Annotated in this window: 17 protein-coding genes and 1 tRNA gene; 8 read left to right on the top strand and 10 right to left on the bottom strand. The window is 31.1% G+C overall.

Annotated features, from left to right (window positions below; all coding sequences use genetic code 11):
- Positions 1-27: 27 nt before the first annotated feature.
- The 3 genes from pth to Q4512_RS06200 all read right to left on the bottom strand — a co-directional run bounded on the left by pth (position 28) and on the right by Q4512_RS06200 (position 2,333).
- Complete coding sequence (gene pth / locus Q4512_RS06210; protein ID WP_303422981.1) at positions 28-663, bottom strand: aminoacyl-tRNA hydrolase; 636 nt, start codon at positions 661-663, stop codon at positions 28-30.
- An 81-nt stretch (positions 664-744) separates the two neighbouring features.
- Complete coding sequence (locus Q4512_RS06205) at positions 745-1,365, bottom strand: 50S ribosomal protein L25/general stress protein Ctc (protein WP_303422978.1); 621 nt, start codon at positions 1,363-1,365, stop codon at positions 745-747.
- A 26-nt stretch (positions 1,366-1,391) separates the two neighbouring features.
- Positions 1,392-2,333 (bottom strand): ribose-phosphate pyrophosphokinase, encoded by a 942-nt coding sequence (locus Q4512_RS06200; RefSeq protein WP_303422975.1) that lies wholly within the window; start codon positions 2,331-2,333, stop codon positions 1,392-1,394.
- 144 nt (positions 2,334-2,477) lie between these two features.
- On the opposite strand from Q4512_RS06200, the gene Q4512_RS06195 reads away from it, so the two are divergent.
- From Q4512_RS06195 to Q4512_RS06180, 4 genes are all read left to right on the top strand, one after another.
- Positions 2,478-2,559: transfer RNA gene (locus Q4512_RS06195), tRNA-Leu, on the top strand.
- Between the two features lie 72 nt (positions 2,560-2,631).
- Positions 2,632-3,222, top strand: a complete 591-nt coding sequence (locus Q4512_RS06190) for a HupE/UreJ family protein (protein WP_303422972.1) — start codon at positions 2,632-2,634, stop codon at positions 3,220-3,222.
- 175 nt (positions 3,223-3,397) lie between these two features.
- Positions 3,398-3,829: a dCMP deaminase family protein gene (locus tag Q4512_RS06185; protein ID WP_303422969.1), complete on the top strand. Its 432-nt coding sequence runs from the start codon at positions 3,398-3,400 to the stop codon at positions 3,827-3,829.
- On the top strand, positions 3,829-5,418 hold the full coding sequence (locus Q4512_RS06180; protein ID WP_303422966.1) for a S41 family peptidase: 1,590 nt from the start codon (positions 3,829-3,831) through the stop codon (positions 5,416-5,418). The genes Q4512_RS06185 and Q4512_RS06180 overlap by 1 nt, the downstream gene beginning before the upstream one ends.
- Here Q4512_RS06180 and Q4512_RS06175 read toward each other — a convergent pair whose 3' ends face one another.
- The 3 genes from Q4512_RS06175 to Q4512_RS06165 all read right to left on the bottom strand — a co-directional run bounded on the left by Q4512_RS06175 (position 5,419) and on the right by Q4512_RS06165 (position 6,885).
- Complete coding sequence (locus tag Q4512_RS06175) at positions 5,419-6,021, bottom strand: FAD-dependent oxidoreductase (protein ID WP_303422963.1); 603 nt, start codon at positions 6,019-6,021, stop codon at positions 5,419-5,421. It lies immediately after the preceding gene.
- Positions 6,021-6,224 carry a hypothetical protein gene (locus Q4512_RS06170; RefSeq protein WP_303422960.1) on the bottom strand — a complete coding sequence of 68 codons (204 nt, stop codon included), beginning with the start codon at positions 6,222-6,224 and terminating at the stop codon, positions 6,021-6,023. Before Q4512_RS06170 ends, Q4512_RS06175 begins: the two co-directional genes overlap by 1 nt.
- 79 nt (positions 6,225-6,303) lie before the next feature.
- Entirely contained in the window at positions 6,304-6,885 is a 582-nt protein-coding gene (locus Q4512_RS06165) for a MarC family protein (protein WP_303422957.1), read from the bottom strand.
- Positions 6,886-7,011: 126 nt separating this feature from the next.
- Here Q4512_RS06165 and Q4512_RS06160 point away from each other — a divergent pair, with 126 nt between their 5' ends.
- Positions 7,012-7,581, top strand: a complete 570-nt coding sequence (locus tag Q4512_RS06160; protein ID WP_303422954.1) for a DUF3109 family protein — start codon at positions 7,012-7,014, stop codon at positions 7,579-7,581.
- 3 nt (positions 7,582-7,584) lie between these two features.
- Here the strand turns inward: Q4512_RS06160 and Q4512_RS06155 are convergent, their stop codons facing one another.
- Together Q4512_RS06155 and Q4512_RS06150 are read right to left on the bottom strand one after the other, a co-directional pair.
- Complete coding sequence (locus Q4512_RS06155; protein ID WP_303422951.1) at positions 7,585-9,552, bottom strand: tetratricopeptide repeat protein; 1,968 nt, start codon at positions 9,550-9,552, stop codon at positions 7,585-7,587.
- Between the two features lie 4 nt (positions 9,553-9,556).
- Positions 9,557-10,297, bottom strand: coding sequence for a LytTR family DNA-binding domain-containing protein (locus tag Q4512_RS06150; RefSeq protein WP_303422948.1), 741 nt, complete (start codon positions 10,295-10,297; stop codon positions 9,557-9,559).
- A gap of 744 nt (positions 10,298-11,041) precedes the next feature.
- Here Q4512_RS06150 and Q4512_RS06145 point away from each other — a divergent pair.
- Both Q4512_RS06145 and Q4512_RS06140 read left to right on the top strand, forming a co-directional pair.
- Positions 11,042-12,316: a ribonucleotide-diphosphate reductase subunit beta gene (locus tag Q4512_RS06145; RefSeq protein WP_303422946.1), complete on the top strand. Its 1,275-nt coding sequence runs from the start codon at positions 11,042-11,044 to the stop codon at positions 12,314-12,316.
- Position 12,317: 1 nt separating this feature from the next.
- Positions 12,318-14,111, top strand: a complete 1,794-nt coding sequence (locus Q4512_RS06140; protein ID WP_303422943.1) for a ribonucleoside-diphosphate reductase subunit alpha — start codon at positions 12,318-12,320, stop codon at positions 14,109-14,111.
- A 220-nt stretch (positions 14,112-14,331) separates the two neighbouring features.
- Here Q4512_RS06140 and Q4512_RS06135 read toward each other — a convergent pair whose 3' ends face one another.
- The gene (locus Q4512_RS06135; RefSeq protein WP_303422940.1) at positions 14,332-16,638 is read right to left on the bottom strand and encodes an inorganic phosphate transporter; all 2,307 of its coding nucleotides are present in this window, start codon (positions 16,636-16,638) and stop codon (positions 14,332-14,334) included.
- A 273-nt stretch (positions 16,639-16,911) separates the two neighbouring features.
- Between Q4512_RS06135 and Q4512_RS06130 the strand changes: the two genes are divergently transcribed.
- Entirely contained in the window at positions 16,912-17,268 is a 357-nt protein-coding gene (locus Q4512_RS06130) for a nicotinic acid mononucleotide adenyltransferase (RefSeq protein WP_303422938.1), read from the top strand.
- Between the two features lie 75 nt (positions 17,269-17,343).
- Here the strand turns inward: Q4512_RS06130 and Q4512_RS06125 are convergent, their stop codons facing one another.
- Complete coding sequence (locus Q4512_RS06125) at positions 17,344-20,187, bottom strand: TonB-dependent receptor (RefSeq protein WP_303422935.1); 2,844 nt, start codon at positions 20,185-20,187, stop codon at positions 17,344-17,346.
- Between the last annotated feature and the right edge of the window lie 109 nt (positions 20,188-20,296).

The raw sequence follows: 20,296 nt of genomic DNA, 5'->3' as shown, positions 1-20,296 counted from the left end.
AAAAGGAAGCCAATTGGCTTCCTTTTTTTATTTTCCGTTAAAAGCATTCATGGTATTATTTATTCCTGCTGTACCAAAGGACTTGATAATTTCATAACCTTTTTCTAAGCGTTCACGAAGTTTGGCGTTTTCTTCATCTGTCCATTCTCCTAGAACATAATCGACTTGTTTTCCTTTGCTAAAGGCATCACTTATACCAAATCTAAATCTGTTATACTTTGTAGTGTTTAATTTGTCTTGTGTGTCTTTTAATCCATTATGACCTCCATCACTTCCTTTAGTTTTAATTCTAATACTTCCAAAAGGTAAGTTTAAATCGTCTGTAATAACCAATAAATTTTCTAAAGGTATTTTTTCTTTTGTTAGCCAATATAATATAGCTTTTCCGCTCAAATTCATATAGGTACTTGGCTTGAGTAAAATAAAGGTTCTTCCTTTAAATTTATAAGTGGTTATATCTCCAAGTTTTTGAGTCTCAAATAATAAATCTTCTTTTTCTGCTAAAAAATCTAATATTTTAAAACCAATATTATGTCTGGTATTGGCGTATTTTTCTCCTATATTACCTAGTCCAACAATTAGAAATTTTTTCATATAATCTATTTCTTCTACTTTATGTGTAGTCGTCTTTTTTTTGAAAAGAGCTTTTAAGAAATTACACATAGTAGCTTTTAGTTTTTTGTAAAAATAAAAAAAGCATTCTGAATACACAGAATGCTTTTAAAATTGTATAAATAAATAAATTTATTCTTGAGCAGTTTCTTCTGCTGGAGCTGCTGCTGCATCCTCATCTTCTTCATCTTCATCGTCAACAACTGCAGTTCTAGAAGTCTTAACTTGACAGATAACTGTGTTTTCAGAATGTAATAAAGTGTATTTTTCTTGATTTAAATCTCTTACAGATACTTTATCTCCAATTTTTAAAGGAGTAATATCTATTTCGATTAAATCTGGTAAGTTAGCAGGCAATGCTTTAACACGTAATTTACGGTTGTTTATTCTTAAAACACCACCATTTTTAACACCTTTAGAATTTCCTATTAAACTTACAGGGATATTTAATGCAATTTCTTTATCATCAAATAATTGGTAGAAATCTATGTGTAAAATTCTATCTGTTACTGGGTGAAATTGAATGTCTTGTAATACCGCATTAAATGTTGTTCCGTTAGCAAGCTCAATCACAACTGTATGCGCATTTGGCGTGTATACTAATTTAGAGAAAGCTAATTCTGGTGCAGAGAAATGCACTGGTTTATCTCCTCCGTATAATACGCAAGGAACCTGACCAGCATTACGTAAGGCTTTTGTTGCTTTTTTGCCTACGCTTTCTCTTTGAGATCCGTTGATTGTAATTGATTTCATTGTTTTGTTTTTATATTAATTATTAATTACATTAAAAATTTGGAGCTAATCGATTTGTTGTGATGTACGTTTTGCATCACTTCGGCAAATAAATTAGCTGCGCCTAATACTTTAATTTTAGAACTTTCTTTTTGAATAGGAATAGAATCTGTTACTATTAATTCTTCAAGTTTAGAGTTTTCAAGCTTTTCGTATGCATTACCAGACAAAATAGGGTGTGTACAAATTGCTCTAACGCTTAATGCACCTCTTTCCATCATTAAATCTGCAGCTTTTGTTAAAGTTCCAGCGGTATCTACCATATCATCCACTAATACTACATTTTTTCCAGTAACATCTCCAATGAGTTCCATGTGAGAAATTACGTTCGCTTTAGCGCGTTGTTTGTAACAAATTACAACATCACTTTCTAAAGCTTTAGAATATGCATATGCTCTTTTAGAACCTCCCATGTCTGGAGAAGCAATAGTAAGATTTTTTAAGTTTAGTTCTTTTAAATATGGTAAAAATATGGTGGAAGCAAACAGGTGATCAACAGGTTTTTCAAAGAAACCTTGTATTTGATCTGCATGCAAATCCATAGTGATTATTCTAGTCGCTCCAGCAGTTTCTAGCATTTTTGCCACTAATTTAGCAGCAATAGGCACTCTAGGTTTGTCTTTTCTGTCTTGTCTAGCCCAACCAAAATAAGGAATAACTGCTGTAATGTGTCTTGCAGATGCACGTTTTGCAGCATCTAACATTAATAACATTTCCATTAAGTTTTCTGGACCAGGGTTTGTAGAACCAATAATAAAAACACGAGTTCCACGAATAGATTCTTCATAAGATGGTTGAAATTCTCCATCACTATAGGTGGATGTAATTACATTACCTAAATGTGTACCATAAGCATCAGCGATTTTCTGAGCTAAAACTTTACTTTGCATACAAGAAAAAATCTTAGCTTCAGTAATGGTGTTTGACATGATTAATCTATTATTAATTAGGCTTTTAAATGCCCTGTTTTTTATTGAGGTGCAAATTTAGAGTTTTTTTTCATTCTATAAAGCATTTCTGTGCTATTTTTAAAGGTTTTATAGAAAAATAAATTAGTTTTGCAATTCAAAATTGCTCAAGTGGCGGAATTGGTAGACGCGCTGGATTCAAAATCCAGTTCTTTCGAGAGTGTGGGTTCGATTCCCACCTTGAGTACAAACCTTAACAGAAATGTTAAGGTTTTTTATTTTAAATTGTATATTTACCCACAACCCAAATACTTAATTTATGCTAGATGAATTCTGGTTTAACGTTCAATATGGTGTAAACCATGTGTTAGACATTAATGCTTACGATCATGTACTTTTTTTAATAGTTCTTGCTGTCCCTTATATTTTTAAAGATTGGAAACGAGTATTAATGCTGGTCTCTGTTTTTACTTTAGGACATACATTATCTTTAATTTTGGCTGCCTATAATGTGGTTGCTGTAAATGGTAAGTTAGTAGAGTTTTTAATTCCAATTACAATATTAATAATGGCTATTTTTAATGTGTTTACAGCTGGTAAAACAGCTAAAAGTGATAAGGTTGGTGTTTTGTTTTTCTCTACACTCTTTTTTGGTTTAGTGCATGGTCTTGGTTTTGCAAGAGAGTTTAAAATCATGGTGGGTAAAACAGAAAATAAATTGGTAACACTTTTAGAGTTTGCTCTAGGTATAGAGTTAGCTCAAATAATTATAGTTTTTGTTGTACTCTTTTTAGGCTTTTTAATGCAAACCATTTTTAGGTTTTCTAAGCGCGATTGGGTTATGGTAGTCTCTGCTATCGTAATTGGTTTAGTAATACCAATGATAATTGCAAGTGATCTACTTAGCTAATTACTAAAGTTTTGGTAAAACTTTAACTTACAAGTGTTGTAATTAAAATACATAGCAAGTATCTTCGTTATACGACTTTGCGTGAAGGATTGAGGTATTGTTGGAGCTCATTTTAATAGCGACTACCGAAAGCCTGACCTGAAGTATTCGAAAGGACACGCCCAAAAAATAATATATGTCAGAAAAAAAGAAGCTTAAGTATGATAAAGCGTATTTAAGAATAGCAACAGAATGGGGGAAATTATCTGCTTGCGAACGTAAACAAGTTGGTGCATTAATAGTTAAAGACAGAATGATTATTTCTGATGGATTTAATGGAACACCAACTGGTTTTGAAAACTTTTGTGAAGATGAAGAAGGTTATACAAAATGGTATGTGTTGCATGCTGAAGCTAACGCTATTTTAAAAGTAGCATCTTCTACACAATCCTGTAAAGGAGCTACTTTATATATTACCTTGTCTCCATGTAAGGAGTGCAGCAAGCTAATACATCAAGCTGGAATTGTAAGAGTGGTTTATAACCAAACTTATAAAGATGATTCTGGATTGCGCTTTTTAGAAAAAGCAGGGATAGAATTACAATTATTAGAAGATTTAAAAGCATAATGAATAACACAAAAAAATACCTGCCATTAATTCTTGGAATTGCAATTGCGATAGGTATTTTTATTGGTGGAAAATTAAACTTTACAGATTCTTCGGATAGATTATTTACCTCTAATAGCAAAAAAGATAAATTAAACAGACTTATAGATTATATAGATTATGAGTATGTAGACGATGTAAATACAGATAGCATAGTAGATGTAACTGTAAATGGAATTCTTGAAAACCTAGACCCACATTCTATATACATTCCTAAAGAAGACATGCAGCGCGTTAGCGAAAACATGAAAGGAGATTTTGTTGGTATTGGTGTTAGTTTTTACCCTTATAAAGATTCTATAGCAGTTATAAGAGCTGTAAAAGGAGGTCCTAGTGAAAAAATTGGTATTCAAGGAGGAGATAGAATACTCTTTGCAAATGCCGATACTTTGTTTGGGAATAATTTTTCAAATACTGAAATTGTTTCTAAATTAAAAGGAAAAATAAATACAGAAGTAAATTTAAAAGTATTTAGGAAAGGAGAAGAGGAATTACTTGATTTTAAAGTAAAAAGAAGTCATGTGCCAATTGTTAGTGTAGATGCTGCATATATGTTGACAAATACTTTAGGTTATGTAAAAATAAACCGATTTGCAGAGTCTACTTTTAAAGAGTTTAAAACAGAGTTAAGGAAGCTTAAAAGCCTTGGGGCTACACAAATTGCTCTAGATTTAAGAAATAACCCTGGAGGTTTTTTAAATATTGCAGAACAAATTGTAGATGAATTTTTAGAAGATGATAAACTCATTTTGTTTACAAAAAACAAACGCGGCACTATAGAAAAAAGTTTTGCAACAAAAAAAGGAGACTTTGAAAAAGCAGATGTTTTTGTGCTTATAGATGAAAACTCTGCATCTGCAAGCGAGATTGTTGCTGGAGCATTACAAGATAACGATAAAGGAATCATTGTTGGTAGACGTTCTTATGGGAAAGGTTTGGTGCAACGCGAAATGCAACTTGGTGATGGTAGTGCAGTACGTCTAACTGTTTCTCGTTATTACACGCCAACTGGTAGGTCGATACAGCGTTCTTATGAAAAAGGGAATAAAGATTATTACGACGAATATTTTTCACGTTTAGATAGTGGAGAATTACTAGATCCAGAAAAAATTGAAGTTGCCGATTCTCTAAAGTTTACTACACCAAAAGGGAAAATAGTGTATGGAGGAGGTGGTATTATTCCAGATGTATTCGTGCCATTAGATTTAAGCATGCAAAATGATACATTTTTATATTTACAGCAAACCGGTTTTTTAAATTATTTTGTTTTCGAGCAATTAGATAAGCAAAGAGAAGCCTACGATAATTTAACACAAGAAGATTATGTAAATGATTTTATTATTACCGAAGATGTTGTGCAAGATTTCCAAGAATATTTAAGAGAACGCTTAAATAGAAATATTACCTTTTTAACGTTTAAAGAAGAAATAAAATTACTTATTAAAGCTGCTTTAGGTGAGCAGTTATTTGGAAAAGGTACTTATCAAGAAGTAATAAACCAACAAGATATTATGATTGAAGAAGTCGTTAAATTAAGCGAAGAAAACTAATTAAATTTTATCATGTACTTTGGTGTGTGTGCCATTGTTCCAAATGGTTAAAATGTCTGTAGCAACATGTGCTCCACTTCCAGAAGCAATAGCAAATTGACTTCTCCATCCAGCTAAAGTTCCTGCAACATATAAATTGTCTTCTATTTTATGGTCTATACTTTTTAGCCAAACTCTGTCTTTTTCTTTTACTGCTCTTGGGTGAGGTTCAATATAGTCTTCTAATCCTTTTATGTTTATTAAATTGGTGTAACCAACAGCAATTACAGCTAACTTCGTTTGATAGGTTTCTTTATTAGTATATATAGTATAGCCCGTTTCAGTTTTTCTAATTTCGCAAACTTTCTCGTTTTCTATTTGTGTGACGTGAGGGTATTGTGAAGTTAGTTGTTTTAAGCCATCTTCTAAAATAGAAGCTCCATTGGTTCCAGGTTTTAAACCTAGTACATTATTAAATAATGCATTTTGTAAATGCGATGTTTTTTGGTGTGTAAAAATACCAATACGCTTGTTATTCGCAAAGGGTTTGTTTTTAGCCGAACCTAAAACTAATGCACAAGACATTCCTGCCGCTCCACCACCAACAATAAGTACGTCAAACATTATTTTCTGTTATTTAGTTGGTTGTTTACTTTTTTAGAAAGTCTTAAAACTTGCAGTAATGCAATTGCACATAATGAAGCAAAAATAGTAATTAGCGCAACTACACTTTGTCCTTCAAGTAGGTTGTTAAAATCTATTTGTGTAATATTAAAAATAATTAAGCCAATAGCTATAATGGTGAATATAATGGTAAATACTTTCATGTACTTTTATTTGTTAATAGGCACTATAATATCTGTGATTTTGTTTTTCAGATTAAACTTTTTAACCCTAACATTTCCTCTATATAAAAAGTGCTTTAATATTGTGTGCAAATAACTTTACTGCAATAGCTAAAAGGATAACTCCAAAAACTTTTCTAATAATGCTAATCCCGTTTTGACCAATTAGTTTTTCAATTCTAGCAGAAGTTTTTAACACAATAAAGATAATTAAAACATTGAATAAAACGGCAACTATAATATTTTCTATTCTGTATTCGGCACGTAAAGATAGTAAAGTGGTTAAACTTCCTGGTCCAGCAATTAATGGAAATGCTAACGGAAAAACAGAAGCTGTCATTGCACTGTTTTCTTCTTCCTTATATAAAGTAATCCCAAGAATCATTTCTAGAGCAATAAAAAATAAGATAAAAGAGCCTGCTACTGCAAAACTATTAACGCCTACACCAATTAGGGAGAGTATATTTTGTCCTAAAAACAAAAAAATAATCATTATTACACCAGCAATAATAGATGCTTTTTCACTTTGGATGTGGCCTACTTTTTTTCGTAAATCAATAATTATTGGAATGTTTCCTATAATATCAATTACAGCAAATAGTATCATAAATGCTGTAAATATTTCTTTAAAATCAAGTTGCATTGTTTTCGCTTTTAAATTTCGGTGCAAATGTCGGTATAAAAAAAGGATTCATAACATTAAATAATCGTAAATTTTATGTGCTTTAATTGTTCGTTTTTTTAGTGTAATATCTAGTATATTTGTAACATGTTTCAACTAGGAAAAACAATTATATCTGAAGATATTGTACAAAAAGATTTTGTATGTAACTTATCTGCCTGCAAAGGTGCTTGTTGTATAGATGGAGATGCTGGTGCACCTTTAGATAAAGAGGAGGTTAAAATACTTGCAGATATTTATTCGAAAGTAAAACCATATTTACGTAAAGAAGGTATTGCTGCTATTGAGGCCCAAGGTACTTCTATAGTTACTGATTTTGGCGATTTAGAAACACCGTTAATTAATGGGGCAGATTGCGCATATGTGATTTTTGATGATAAAAAAACTGCACTTTGTGGAATTGAAGAGGCCTATAATCAAGGAGATATAGATTGGAAAAAACCAGTGTCCTGTCATTTGTATCCAATTCGAGTGAAAGAGTATTCCGAGTTTTCTGCTGTAAATTATGATAAATGGGAAATTTGCGATGATGCATGTACGCTTGGTGCAGAACTTCAGGTGCCAGTTTATAAATTTGTTAAACAGGCTTTGATTAGGAAGTTTGGTGAAGATTGGTATGCCGAATTAGAAAAGGTTGCAGCAACCATGAAAAAATAAGTATTAAGCTGTTCTTAGTTTAATTTCTTCCGTAGGGATTTCTATTATTACTTTTGTTCCGCTAGCTTGATTATTTGCATTGTATAAATCTATTATTTCAAGTGTATAGTCGTTTGTGAATTGTTTCGAGAAATTTTCTAATCGTTCTTTAGTGATAGAGATACCAACAGATTTTCGTTTTAGTGTTTTTTGTTTGTTGATTTTTTCGGAAGCAACTCTACCTATGCCATTATCTGTTATGTAGATAGAAACGGCATTATGTTTTGGTTTTTCAATATGTACATGAATCTCTTTGTTTTTTGTTTTAGAAGATAAACCATGCCACAAGGCATTTTCTAAAAATGGTTGTAAAATAAGAGATGGTACTTTGATGGTTTCGGTATTTACATTTTTATCAATATCTACTTTGTATTTAATTTCATTATCAAATCGTATGTTTTCAATGTTCATGTAAAGTGTCATTGTTTCTATTTCTTCTGCTAAAGAAATCTCTTTTTCTGTAGATGCGACTAAAATTTTTCGAATTAGTTTAGAAAACTTGTTTAAATAGTAAACGGCGTTTTCCTTTTCATTATTTATAATATATAATTTAATAGAGTTGAGAGTATTGAAAATAAAATGTGGATTCATTTGATTGCGCAACATATCTTGCTCCAACATGATGATTTGTTTTTCGCTTTTTAACCTTTTCTGTCTATTTAAAACAAATAAAATTCCTAAGGTTAATACAGCTCCAAATACACTTAATAAAAGGATTCTTCTGTTTTGTGCTAAGCGCAGTTTTACTATTTCATTTTCACTGGCTAACTCTTTTATTTGATTGTTTTTCTTTTCGCTTTCATATTTAATTACCAAATCATTTACATATTGTAAATTTCTTTCGTTAGTTACTGTTTGGTCTAGGGCTACATGTGCTTTGTAATATTCGTTAGATTTTTTATAGTCTCTTTTTAATTCGTATACTTTAGAAAGATATTTGTAAGCATCAATTTTTGATGACACTAAATTGTAATCATTCGATGTTTTTAATCCTTTTGTTAAGTTCTTTTCCGAAATTTCAAATTTGTTTTGTTTTAATTGTAGCCATCCTAAATTAATGTAAACTGGTGCAATGTGATATTGATCATTTAATTGTAATGCTTTTTGTAAAGCAAAGTTAAGTGTGGTTTCTGCTTCTTTAAATTTTTCTTGTTTTATATAAATTACACCAATACTGTTGTAGCATATTACACGACCAATATCAGAATTTATCTGACTGTTATAATCTAAAGATGTTTTGTAGTCTGCAAGCGCATCTTCTAGTAAGCCTTTGCTTTCTTTTACGTATCCAATGTTTTGATAGTTAATGGCTAATCCTAGTTTATTGTCTAAAGATTTTTCAATTTCTAAAGATTGGTTAAATTGAATTAGCGCTAAATCATATTGTTTTAATGCTAAATAAATGTTTCCCATGCTATTTCTGGAAACAGCAATACTCCGTTTTAAGTTAATGGAAGGTTGTTTTTCGGTTTCAGCAAGATCTAAAGCTTGTTTGTGAAAATCTAACGCATAACGAATTAAGTCTAGCCTTCTGTTTACTACACCAAGCATGTTTAAGCTTATTACTTGTAATTCTAAATTATTCGCTTGTATTGCTAATTCTTGCGCTTGTTTATGAAGCGCTAAAGCTTCATTGTATTTAGAGGTGTTTCTATAAAAAATACCTATCATGTTTAAGGCATAACTTTCCCCTTCTAAGTATTTTGCTTCTTTGCTTTTAATAGACAAGTAACGCATTTTAATGGTGTCGTTACTAATGGGGTTAAAAAGAGAATAAAGCTCTTGATAACTACTCGGTTTTCTTTCTAAAAGTTCTTCTATTTGTGCATTAAAATTGGTGTCTACAGGTTGTTGTGCATGTAGATTGTTTGCTAACCAGAAAACTATAATTAGTTTTAAGCACTTTAATATCGTCTTTTTTAGTTTTTGCATGTACTTAAAGTCTGTCTAAAAAATCTAGTTTGCGTTGTCTAGCAACAGGTATTTTATGGTTGGATTGCATAACAACATAACCTTCTGTTTTAATAAATTCTTTAACCTTGTTTAGGTTTATTATATAAGAGTTGTGAATTCTAAAAAACATTCTTTCTGGCAGTAAAGCATTTACTTCTTTTAGTTTTTTTGTAACTACTAGTTTTTGGTTGTCTTTTAAAATAAGTGTGCTATAATTACCATCAGATTCAATAAAAAGTATGTCATCTACATTTAAAAAAATGAGCTTCCCGTCTGTGTTAATAGTAATTTTTTGCTTACTGTTTTCTTCATTAAACTTATAGAATAATTCTTCTAACTTGTCGTAATTGATGTCTTTAGTTTGTAGATTTTTTAATTTGCTAATAGTACTACTTAAGTCATCAGAATCTATAGGTTTTAATAAGTAATCTATGGCTTCATGTTTTATGGCTTTAATAGCATATTCATCATAAGCAGTGGTAATAATTACAGCAAAATCTTTATTGGTTATTTTTGCTAAAAACTGAAACCCATCCATGGTAGGCATTTGTATATCTAAAAACAGGCAGTCTGGTGTGTTTGCTGTTTTATTTAAAAATGTAATAGCCTTTTCAGGGCTAGAAAAAGTTTCTATAACTTCTATGTCTTTGTTAAAATGACCTAGTTCCCAACTTAGACTTTGGATTGCTTTAGGTTCATCATCTACAATTACTGCTTTTATCATAATATCAAATATAATAATATAAAGTGAAGCTTTAACTTTATTATGTATAGCTGGTAACTTTTTTTGTATAATAAGTATCGTTTACTATTTTCTTAGGTTTCAAAAGTATTATAGTTACCAACTATACAAAATAGCTTACCAACTATACATTTGTGTGTATGTTTTTTGAGAAAAACCTAGATATTAGCATTGCTATTAATTGTAAAAAATAATCAATATCTATTTGCTATTAGTAGACATGCATTATTTTGAAATACAAAAATATTGTAAAGATATTGATTGATTTTTTTAGTTATTTCAGTTAGTTATTTTAGGGAGAAAAACGAGTGTTATAAACGCTCGTTTTTTTTTGTTTTATAAAATTAACAAACCCTTATTTTACTGCTGTTAACAAAGTGTTGGTGTGTTCAACGTATTGGTAGTTAGTTGGTTGTTGTAATTGCTGAAAATCCTTTGAAAAACAACGTGAACACTAGGTTGTTAAAAACTTGTTGACAACGTTTACAAAATACCCTTTCATTTTTAAGCACAATTGTCAATCTTTGTTCAAGGCAAAAAAAACAAAATAGATTTTCTGTTTTCTTTAATAAAAAAAAGTAATGGAAAATCAATTTTTTTTAATGAATACGCCCTTTTTTATTCCTTTAAAAGGAAAATATAACAACGTTTTTACAGATTTACTAATACGTTTTTAAATGATGCAAATCATTCTAAATAACTAGCTAGCTATTTAATAAAGAGATTATGGAGATTACGCAAATTATTAAAAGAGATTATGAAACAAGTCCTTTTGTTTTAAATAAAATTTCTAATGCCATTGAAAAGGCGATGCTTTCTGTTGGTAATGGAACTAAAGAAGATGCGAATACCATTTCTATAAATGTTCTTAAAGCGCTTTTAGATCGAAAAGAAAAAGACTACAGATATGTACCAACGGTAGAACAAGTACAAGATCTTGTAGAAGAGAAATTAATGGGAAGCGAATTCCCTAATGTTGCTAAAGCCTATATCTTATATAGAGACGAGCAAACTAGAAATAGAAAAACTAATATTTTTGAAAAACGTATAAATCTTAAGCCTTATGAATATCCAGCGCTTAATGATTATGTGGATGCCATTAGACATTCGTATTGGATTCACTCTGAATTTAACTTTACTAGCGATATACAAGATTTTAAAACAAGACTTACTGTAGTAGAGCAAAATGCAATAAAAAATACCATGCTAGCAATTTCTCAAATTGAAGTTGCAGTAAAGAATTTTTGGGGAGAGATTTATAATAAAATGCCAAAGCCAGAAATTGGTTCTGTAGGAGCAACTTTTGCAGAAAGTGAAGTGCGACATCAAGACGCTTATTCGCATTTGTTAGAAATATTAGGATTGAACAACGAGTTTAAAAACATAAAGAAAAAGCCAGTAATTATGCGTCGTGTGCATTATTTAGAAATGGCTTTAAAAAATTCTAAGAGTGAAGACAATAAAGAGTATGCAGAATCTATTTTGCTATTCTCTTTATTTATAGAACACGTATCTCTGTTTTCTCAGTTTTTAATAATTATGGCATTCAATAAGCATAAAAATATGCTTAAAGGAGTTTCTAATGTTGTAGAAGCAACCTCTAAAGAAGAACAAATTCATGGTGACTTCGGAATTGACATTATTAAAATTATTAAAGCCGAAAACCCAACATGGTTTGACGAAGCACATGCAGCATCTGTACAAGAATTATGTAAAGAAGCATTCGAATCGGAAAGTAAAATTATAGACTGGATTTTTGAAGCAGGGGAATTAGATTTCTTACCAAAAGATGTTATTAACGAGTTTATTAAAAACCGTTTTAATAACTCTTTAGAGAGTATAGGAATTGATAAAGTATTTGAAGTAAACGAAAAATTAATTGCGCAAACCGAATGGTTTGACGACGAGATTATAGGAACAAAACATGGAGATTTCTTCGTGAAACGATCTATAAACTATAGCAAAAGAACAAAAAGTATAACTAGCGACGACCTATTTTAAGATGAACAACCAAACAAAACAAAACACCGAAGCAAACATAAGCCAAGAGGCAAAAGCTTCAAACTATGATGAATTAATTAACGCTAGAAAAGAAGCCAGAAAAGAAGCCAATAAACAACCAGAAATTAAATGGTTAACAGAAAACAGTCGCAAGTTTTTAGCTTCAGGTTACTTAACAGAAAATACAACTCCAGAAGAAAGAATTAGAGAAATAGCCGAAAGAGCCGAAACTATTTTAAAAATAGATGGTTTTGCAGATAAGTTTTATGGGTATATGGCAGAAGGCTATTACTCATTAGCTTCACCGGTTTGGTCTAACTTTGGTAAAAGAAGAGGGCTTCCTATTAGCTGTTTTGGTTCCCATATATCAGATGATATGGGGGATATTCTTTATACACAATCGGAAGTAGGGATGATGTCTAAACTTGGAGGTGGTACCTCTGGTTATTTTGGTAAACTTCGTCATCGTGGTGCTCCAGTTAAAAATAATGGAGAATCTTCGGGAGCAGTACATATCATGCAACTTTTTGAAAAAATGGTGGATGTTGTAAGTCAAGGTTCGGTAAGAAGAGGTCGTTTTTCACCATATTTACCAATAGATCATCCAGATATTCATGAGTTTTTAGAAATTGGAACAGAAGGGAATCCGATTCAAGAATTAACACATGGTGTAACCGTTGGAAATGATTGGATGCAAGAGATGATCGATGGGGATTCCGATAAAAGAGCAATTTGGGCAAAAGTATTACAACGTAGAGGAGAAATAGGATATCCATATATCTTCTTTAAAGATAATGCTAATAATACAGCGCCAGATGTATATCAAGATAAGAATCATGAAATTTATGCAAGTAACTTGTGCTCGGAAATCATGTTGCCAACTAACGATAAATGGTCTTTTGTATGCGTACTTTCTTCTATAAACTTATTACATTATGATAAGTGGAAAGATACCGATGCTGTAGAAACGATGGTATACTTTTTAGATGCTGTTTTAGAAGAGTTTGTTACCAAATTAGAAGACTATAGAGACTCTACAAATAGAGACGATAAGCAAACGTTTATGTTTATGGAAAAAGCATATAACTTTGCAAAAGAAAATAGAGCTTTAGGAATGGGAGCCTTAGGATGGCACTCGTTACTACAATCTAAAATGTTGTCTTTTGATAGTCAAGAAGCATTTAACTTAAATAGTGAAATATTTAAAACTATTGGTGAAAAGTCTAAAAAAGCATCCGAAGAATTAGCAGGATTATTTGGGGAACCAGAAGTGTTAAAAGGATACGGAAGACGTAATACAACATTAAATGCTGTTGCACCAACAACATCTTCTGCTTTCATTTTAGGACAAGTATCTCAAGGTATTGAGCCAATTTGGTCTAACAGTTATGTAAAAGATATTGCTAAAATTAAAACGACTATTAAAAATCCGTTTTTAGTGGATCTTTTAGAAGAAAAAGGGTTGAACAATATTGATACTTGGAAGAGTATTCGTGATTTTGATGGTTCTGTACAACATTTAGAAGGTCTTACAGAGCATGAAAAAGATGTGTTTAAAACCTATTCTGAAATAGACCAGATGACTATAATCTATCAAGCTGCTAACAGACAAAATCATATAGATCAAGGACAATCTTTAAATATTATGGTGCATCCAGATATGCCTGTAAAAGATATTAATAATATATACGTTACTGCTTGGAAATTAGGAGTTAAATCTTTGTATTACCAACACAGTATGAACGCTGCTCAAAAATTTAAGCAGAAGAAAGAGTGTGCTAGTTGCGAAGGCTAATTAGTGAAATTTAATTAAGTGTTATAAAACCACCTTGAAAGAGGTGGTTTTTTTGTTTTTAAAGATAAAATGAACACTCCTATCATTATTTTTATAGCCAATTTGGCTTCCTAGCAGTAATTGTTTTGTAGTTAAAGTACATCTATAATTATATGTTTGTATACAAAAAACCACTTCTAATGAAGTGGTTTTTTGTGATATAGAAAGCTGTAATTACTATTTACTCTTCTTCTACTTCTCCAATAATAGTAGCAGGTTTTATACTACTATCGTGTGCACCATGATATTCTTCTAGTAAATTCATAGTAGCATTTAATAAATCTTTAGTTTCTAATAACAACCCAAAATAAAGCGTTGTATTCTTCGGGCTTGATTCTTCGGTACGTGTACGTGCAACTTGTGCTTGGATCTTTTGTTTTACTAAATCGTATACTTCTGTTTTTTCATTTAAAATAGCACCAATTTTTTCAAAAGAACCAGAATCGAAAGCTTCTTTAATATCATTAAATAAAATCTCTAACTTATCATCTACTTGTTTTAACTCTTTAATTTGGTTAAATTTAAGTTTCTTGTGGTTATTGTTAATGTGTTTATGGCTTACTCTAGATATATATTCTAAAGACTGTGTCATGTCCTGTAGATAACCTAAAATATTAATGTAAAAATTACTTGCTCCAACACTAGATTCGTCTAAATTTTTAATAAAATAAAAGATGTTGTCTCGTAATTCATCAATTTCATCTGATAGCTTAATAACTTGTTTTTTATTCTTTTTAAGTAAAGTTAAATCTTGTTTTGCAAGACCTCTTACTGCATTCGTGTAAATTCTGTTACCACGTTTTACGACACTTGCTATATTGCTTGCGCTTTCGTGTATCACCCCTTGAACAGAGCTGCTTTCTGCTTTTGTTAAACTATCTTCAGCTTTTTCTTCTTTGCTTTTTTTGTTGTGTGCTAAATAGTTTCTTAGTAATAAACCAAATGCTGCAAAAAGCAAAATAGGAAACATTACCTGTAGGTTTAAGTTTAATAAATAAGCAACTAAAGCAGCGGCAAGAAATGCACTAAAAGCAGTAAAGAACCAACCTCCAATTACATTTATAACACCAGCTACTCGATACACAGCACTTTCTGCTCCCCAAGCTCTATCTGCTAAAGATGTTCCCATGGCAACCATAAAAGTTACATAGGTTGTAGATAAAGGAAGTTTATAGGAAGTGGCTAAAGAGATTAATACAGCAGCAACCATTAAGTTAACAGCCGCACGCACTAAATCGAAAGCAGGTAATTCGTGTATTTTATCTTTAGATACTTTTATTACAGGAGCTTCAAATTGTTTTTCAATTTTTTCTTGCCAAGATTCTGGTAAAATGTACGAGGACATTTGAGACATTCCCATGGCAACTCGTACAAATCCACGAGATAAAAAGTTTGGTTGAAAGCGTTCTTTTGTTGCGCTTTGACTAGATAAGTCTAAAGAGGTTTTTACTACTTTTTTAGCTTTAGTTGAAAACCATATGGTTAATACCATAATTAGTCCCGCAATAAAAAGGAGTAAGTTATTTGTTGGTACTTTTTCGGCCAATACATCCATAGGAAATGCTTCTGCTGCTAATCCAGAGGCAGTCCATTCTGTAAATGCATTATAGGCTGCGATAGGTACACCTATAAAATTCACTAAATCATTTCCAGCAAAAGCAAGAGCTAAAGCAAATGTACCTACTACAATAATTAGTTTGTAAATGTTTGTTTTAAAAAGAATTATTGCTAGATAAGATAATACAGACCAGATTATAGAACTTACTATGATAATATAGAATACTTGGTGTTCTAAAAAGTCCTTCATGGTTTCACCTCCTAAAAGATCAAAAGGTTGGCTAGCGTATGATGTGCCTTTTAAGCCTTTCATGAAAATAAAATAAGTAATTGCTGTAAGTGCTAATCCACCAAATAAAGCGCCAACCCATTTTGCTTTCTTTTCAAAATTATAAGATAATAATAATCTAGAAACCCATTGTACTAGTGCGCCAATAGAAAAGGCGACAACTACCGAGAGTATGATTCCAAAAATAATTTGAGAAGCCTTAGAAGTGTTTATGTAGTTTACTAAATCATTAAAGCTTCCGCCATCATGACCAATTTTTATTAGCGCCATGGCAACAGCAGCACCTAGTAATTCGAATACAATAGAGACTGTTGTAGAAGTAGGCATTCCTATCGTATTAAAGAAATCTAATAGCAGAATATCTGTTATCATTACTGCCATGAAAATAATCATGATTTCATTAAACATAAATTCTCCAGGATTAAAGATTCCTTTTCTTGCAACTTCCATCATTCCGCTAGAGAATACAGCACCAACTGCTACACCAACACTAGCGACAATCATAATAGTTTTAAACGAAATGGCTTTAGAGCCAATAGCTGAATTTAAAAAATTTACAGCATCGTTACTTACACCAACAACTAAATCGGCAATAGCCAAAATAGCAAGCGCAATAATCATATACAAATAGATATTCTCCATCAAATAATTGGTAAAATTAAAGCAACAAATTTCTTGTTTTAAATTGAACACAATGTTACGAAAATGTTATGTTCTTTAAAGGAAGTTGCTTTCAGTATTATTAAAACCTCTTTTAGTAGCTTTTTTTGTTAAGATTAAGAAAATAAACAAGTGCAAAGGCTTGTTAATCAAGAAAATACACGTTCAATGTTAATTTAATGTTACCAAATAGTTTCGTAATTGTAAAAATAATTATATATTTGTTACAGAATCATTAATTAAATAAATATACAAATGAAAAAGATAATAACTGTAGCAATCCTATTATTTACAATGGTAAGTTTTGCACAAAATGAAAAAAGTATAAAATTTAACGAAGACACAAGTTTATATGAAGCAACATACTTTCACGATAATGGAACTGTGAGTCAAACCGGTTTTTTTACAAAAGAGGGTAAGCTTCAAGGAGAATGGTTAAGTTATGATACAAAAGGAGTAAAAACAGCTTCTGCTAAATACAATGTTGGTATTAAAGTAGGGAAATGGTTTTTTTGGAACAATAATGTTTTAAAAGAAGTTGATTATAGTAATAATTTAATTACTAGTGTTAACGAATGGTCTAATAAATCTACTTTAGCAATAAGAGATTAATTAGACTGGTAATAGTTTAAATAAAAAAGCATCCTTTTTTTTAAGGATGCTTTTTTTTTATTTCTAAAAATGAAATTAGAATTTATACGAATAGCCTAAAGAAATTTCAGTTCCAGGAGAACGTAATTGATATACTTGGTCGGCTGCTTGATAAGATTCGTAAACACTTTCTCTATCTGAGCCTAAAATGTTTGTCACTTTAAAATCGATAGCAGAGTTTTTGTCTTCACCAAAAGCTTTATTAAATGTAAAGTTTAAACTATGAAAAGGTTTTGAATATACATCTGTAACGTAACCAGTACCTACAACTTCTAGCGTTTTTCCTTGTACGTTATAGAATATACCAGCTCTAAAACCTTTGTCGTCATTACCATAATCTAATCCAGCATTGATTAAATAAGGTGCTTGCCCTTGCATATTTCTAGAGTCTTTAATGTTTTCTCCATTTCTAGCAGCTGCAAGTCTAGTACCATATTCATTATCTGTCATTTTTAAATCTGAATCTATAATAGATACATTTGTTGTAAGACGTAAGTTTTCAAGCGAATTAGCTATAAAACCTAATGCTTGTCTAAATTCAATTTCTGCTCCAATTACACGAGCATTACCTGTATTGGTAACCGTAATTTGGTTAGAAGCTTGTGGGAAAGATACTAGCTCAATAGGGTCTTTAAAATCTTTATAGAAACCACTTACAGCTATCATTTGTCCTTTTTCTCTAAATACTTCATAACGTAAATCAAAGTTGTTTACATAAGATGGTTTTACGTTGTCAAAAGTATTATTATCTAAACCACCAATAAAGAATCTATTTGTAGTAGGATCGTAAACTTGTGCTGTAGATGCTTCTTTAAAAGAAGGTCTAGCTGTTGTTCTAGAATAAGAACCTCTAAAATTAGTTTTATCGGAAGCGGCATAAATTAAATTTGCTGAAGGGAAAAAGTCAAATTCACTAATTGTGTTTTCACCAACAACAGCACCAGCATTAGTTACCCCTGTATAGTAAAGATCAAAGTTTTCTGTTCTTAACCCAATGATAGCTTTTAATTTTTCGGTAGGATTAAATTCATTAGAAATATATAAAGAACCAACTGTGTATTTTCCTTCGTAAGCATTTTTAGGATCAAAAGCATTGTTAGGATCTAAAAAAGTACCAGATTGTGTGTCTGGTGTCCATAAATTTTCTTCAGCTAATAATGTATTTACATCTCCATTTGCAACATTTTGAGAAGTTACATCAAAGATATATTGGTCGGTACTAAAATCTCGATACTTAAAGGTGTATCCACCACCAACTTTTAATTTAGCAGGTCTATTAAATAATTCGTATTTTTTACTAAAGTTAACATTACCAACCCAGCTTTCTTCAGATAAAGTTCTCCAAACTCTAAGCGGACTTCCAACAGAACTAGCATCAATTTGATATTCTGTTACACCATTATTTTCTAGAATTCTTAAAGGAGTAGTTCTATGGTCTTTATCTAAAACTCTAGAGAATGAAGGAGAGAATACCCATTCTAATTTTGTGTCCGAATTCGAGTCTAACGCGTGATCACCAGAAATTGCAAAGTTTGTAATAGATCTTTCAGTATATAAAAGTACATCATTAGTACCATCTAATAAACCAGAACCATTTTGAGCTTCACTAATTACTTGATTAAATTGACCGGCAGTAGATTCGCCATTTTGAATATGCAAAGCAGTTAATTTGTATTTTGAATTATCTGTTTTATATGCTAACCCAATCAAACCGTTTAATAATACTTCGTTTACACCAATACTTCCTTCAACAGTACGATCTATAACTAACTCATTTAAATCTGCATTAGAGTTTCTAGTATAAGAACCATCTTTAGCATCATCATATAAAGTAGTGTTGTTTTTGTAAGAAAGCGATGCTTGATACCCAAGTTTATTATTACCTACTTCGAATTGATTACCTAAGGTAAAGCCAAAGTCGTAATTTACACCACTGTTTTCTACATCTGCTCCTAATTGAGAGTCAAAACGACTAGTAAGACTTGTAAGCAATTGTCTGTTTTCAAACGTACCTGGAATTGGTTGGTATCTATTAATAGGTCTATTACGAGCTCCATTATCATATCCTAAGAAATCAGATTTACTACCATCGTAGCTTAAATAATTATCTTTAAGGTGCATATTAGGATTGTAAGACATACCAAGAGATACTGAGTATTCCTCTTTTGTTGGAAAATCTTTAGTAACCACATTAACAATTCCACCAGTAAAATCTGCTGGATATTCTGCTGCTGCAGATTTAATAACAATGACATTATCTATTATGTTCGTTGGAAAAATATCCATTGGAATCGTATTTCTATCTGGATCTAATCCAGGAATATCTACACCATTTAATATAGATTTAGTGTAACGATCACCAAGACCACGAACATACACATATTTACCGCCTTCTACAGATACTCCTGGCACACTTTTAACCGCTGAAGCAATATTACTTGCGCCAGTTTTTTTAATGGTTTGTGCAGAAAGACCATCTAATAAGTTAGCCGATTTTTTTTGAAAATTTAATACTGCATTTTCTGTGTTTCTTTTAACAGATGTTGATATAACAACGGTTTCTAACGTATTAGCCGAAAGCGTAACATCTAGAGTTACAACTTCTCCTGCTTTTATTACTACATCTGTAATCTCTTGTGTGTTATACCCAACAAAAGAAAAAATTAAAGTATGCGTTCCTTCACCTAATTCAATATCATACTTACCATCAAAATCGGAAGCAGTACCGGTAGTTGTTCCTTTTACTAAAACATTTGCAAAGGCAAGTGGTTCTGTAAAATCTCCATCAATTACAGTACCAGCAACATGACCTGTTTGCGCTAATGTAATACAGGATATAAAAAAGGTTAGTATGCAGAAAAGATATTTTGAGTATTTCATTTTTGTTTCTATAAAAGCAACTGCTCTATTTTGAGCAGTTGCTATATTTATGTTTTTAATTGTTAAAACAAATTTTTGTTTAATTGTAACAACTAATTAGTTTAGTTAT

It is taken from the genome of Oceanihabitans sp. 2_MG-2023 (genome assembly GCF_030547245.1).
GTDB lineage: Bacteria > Bacteroidota > Bacteroidia > Flavobacteriales > Flavobacteriaceae > Oceanihabitans.
This window is presented reverse-complemented; position numbering and strand designations above follow the sequence as displayed.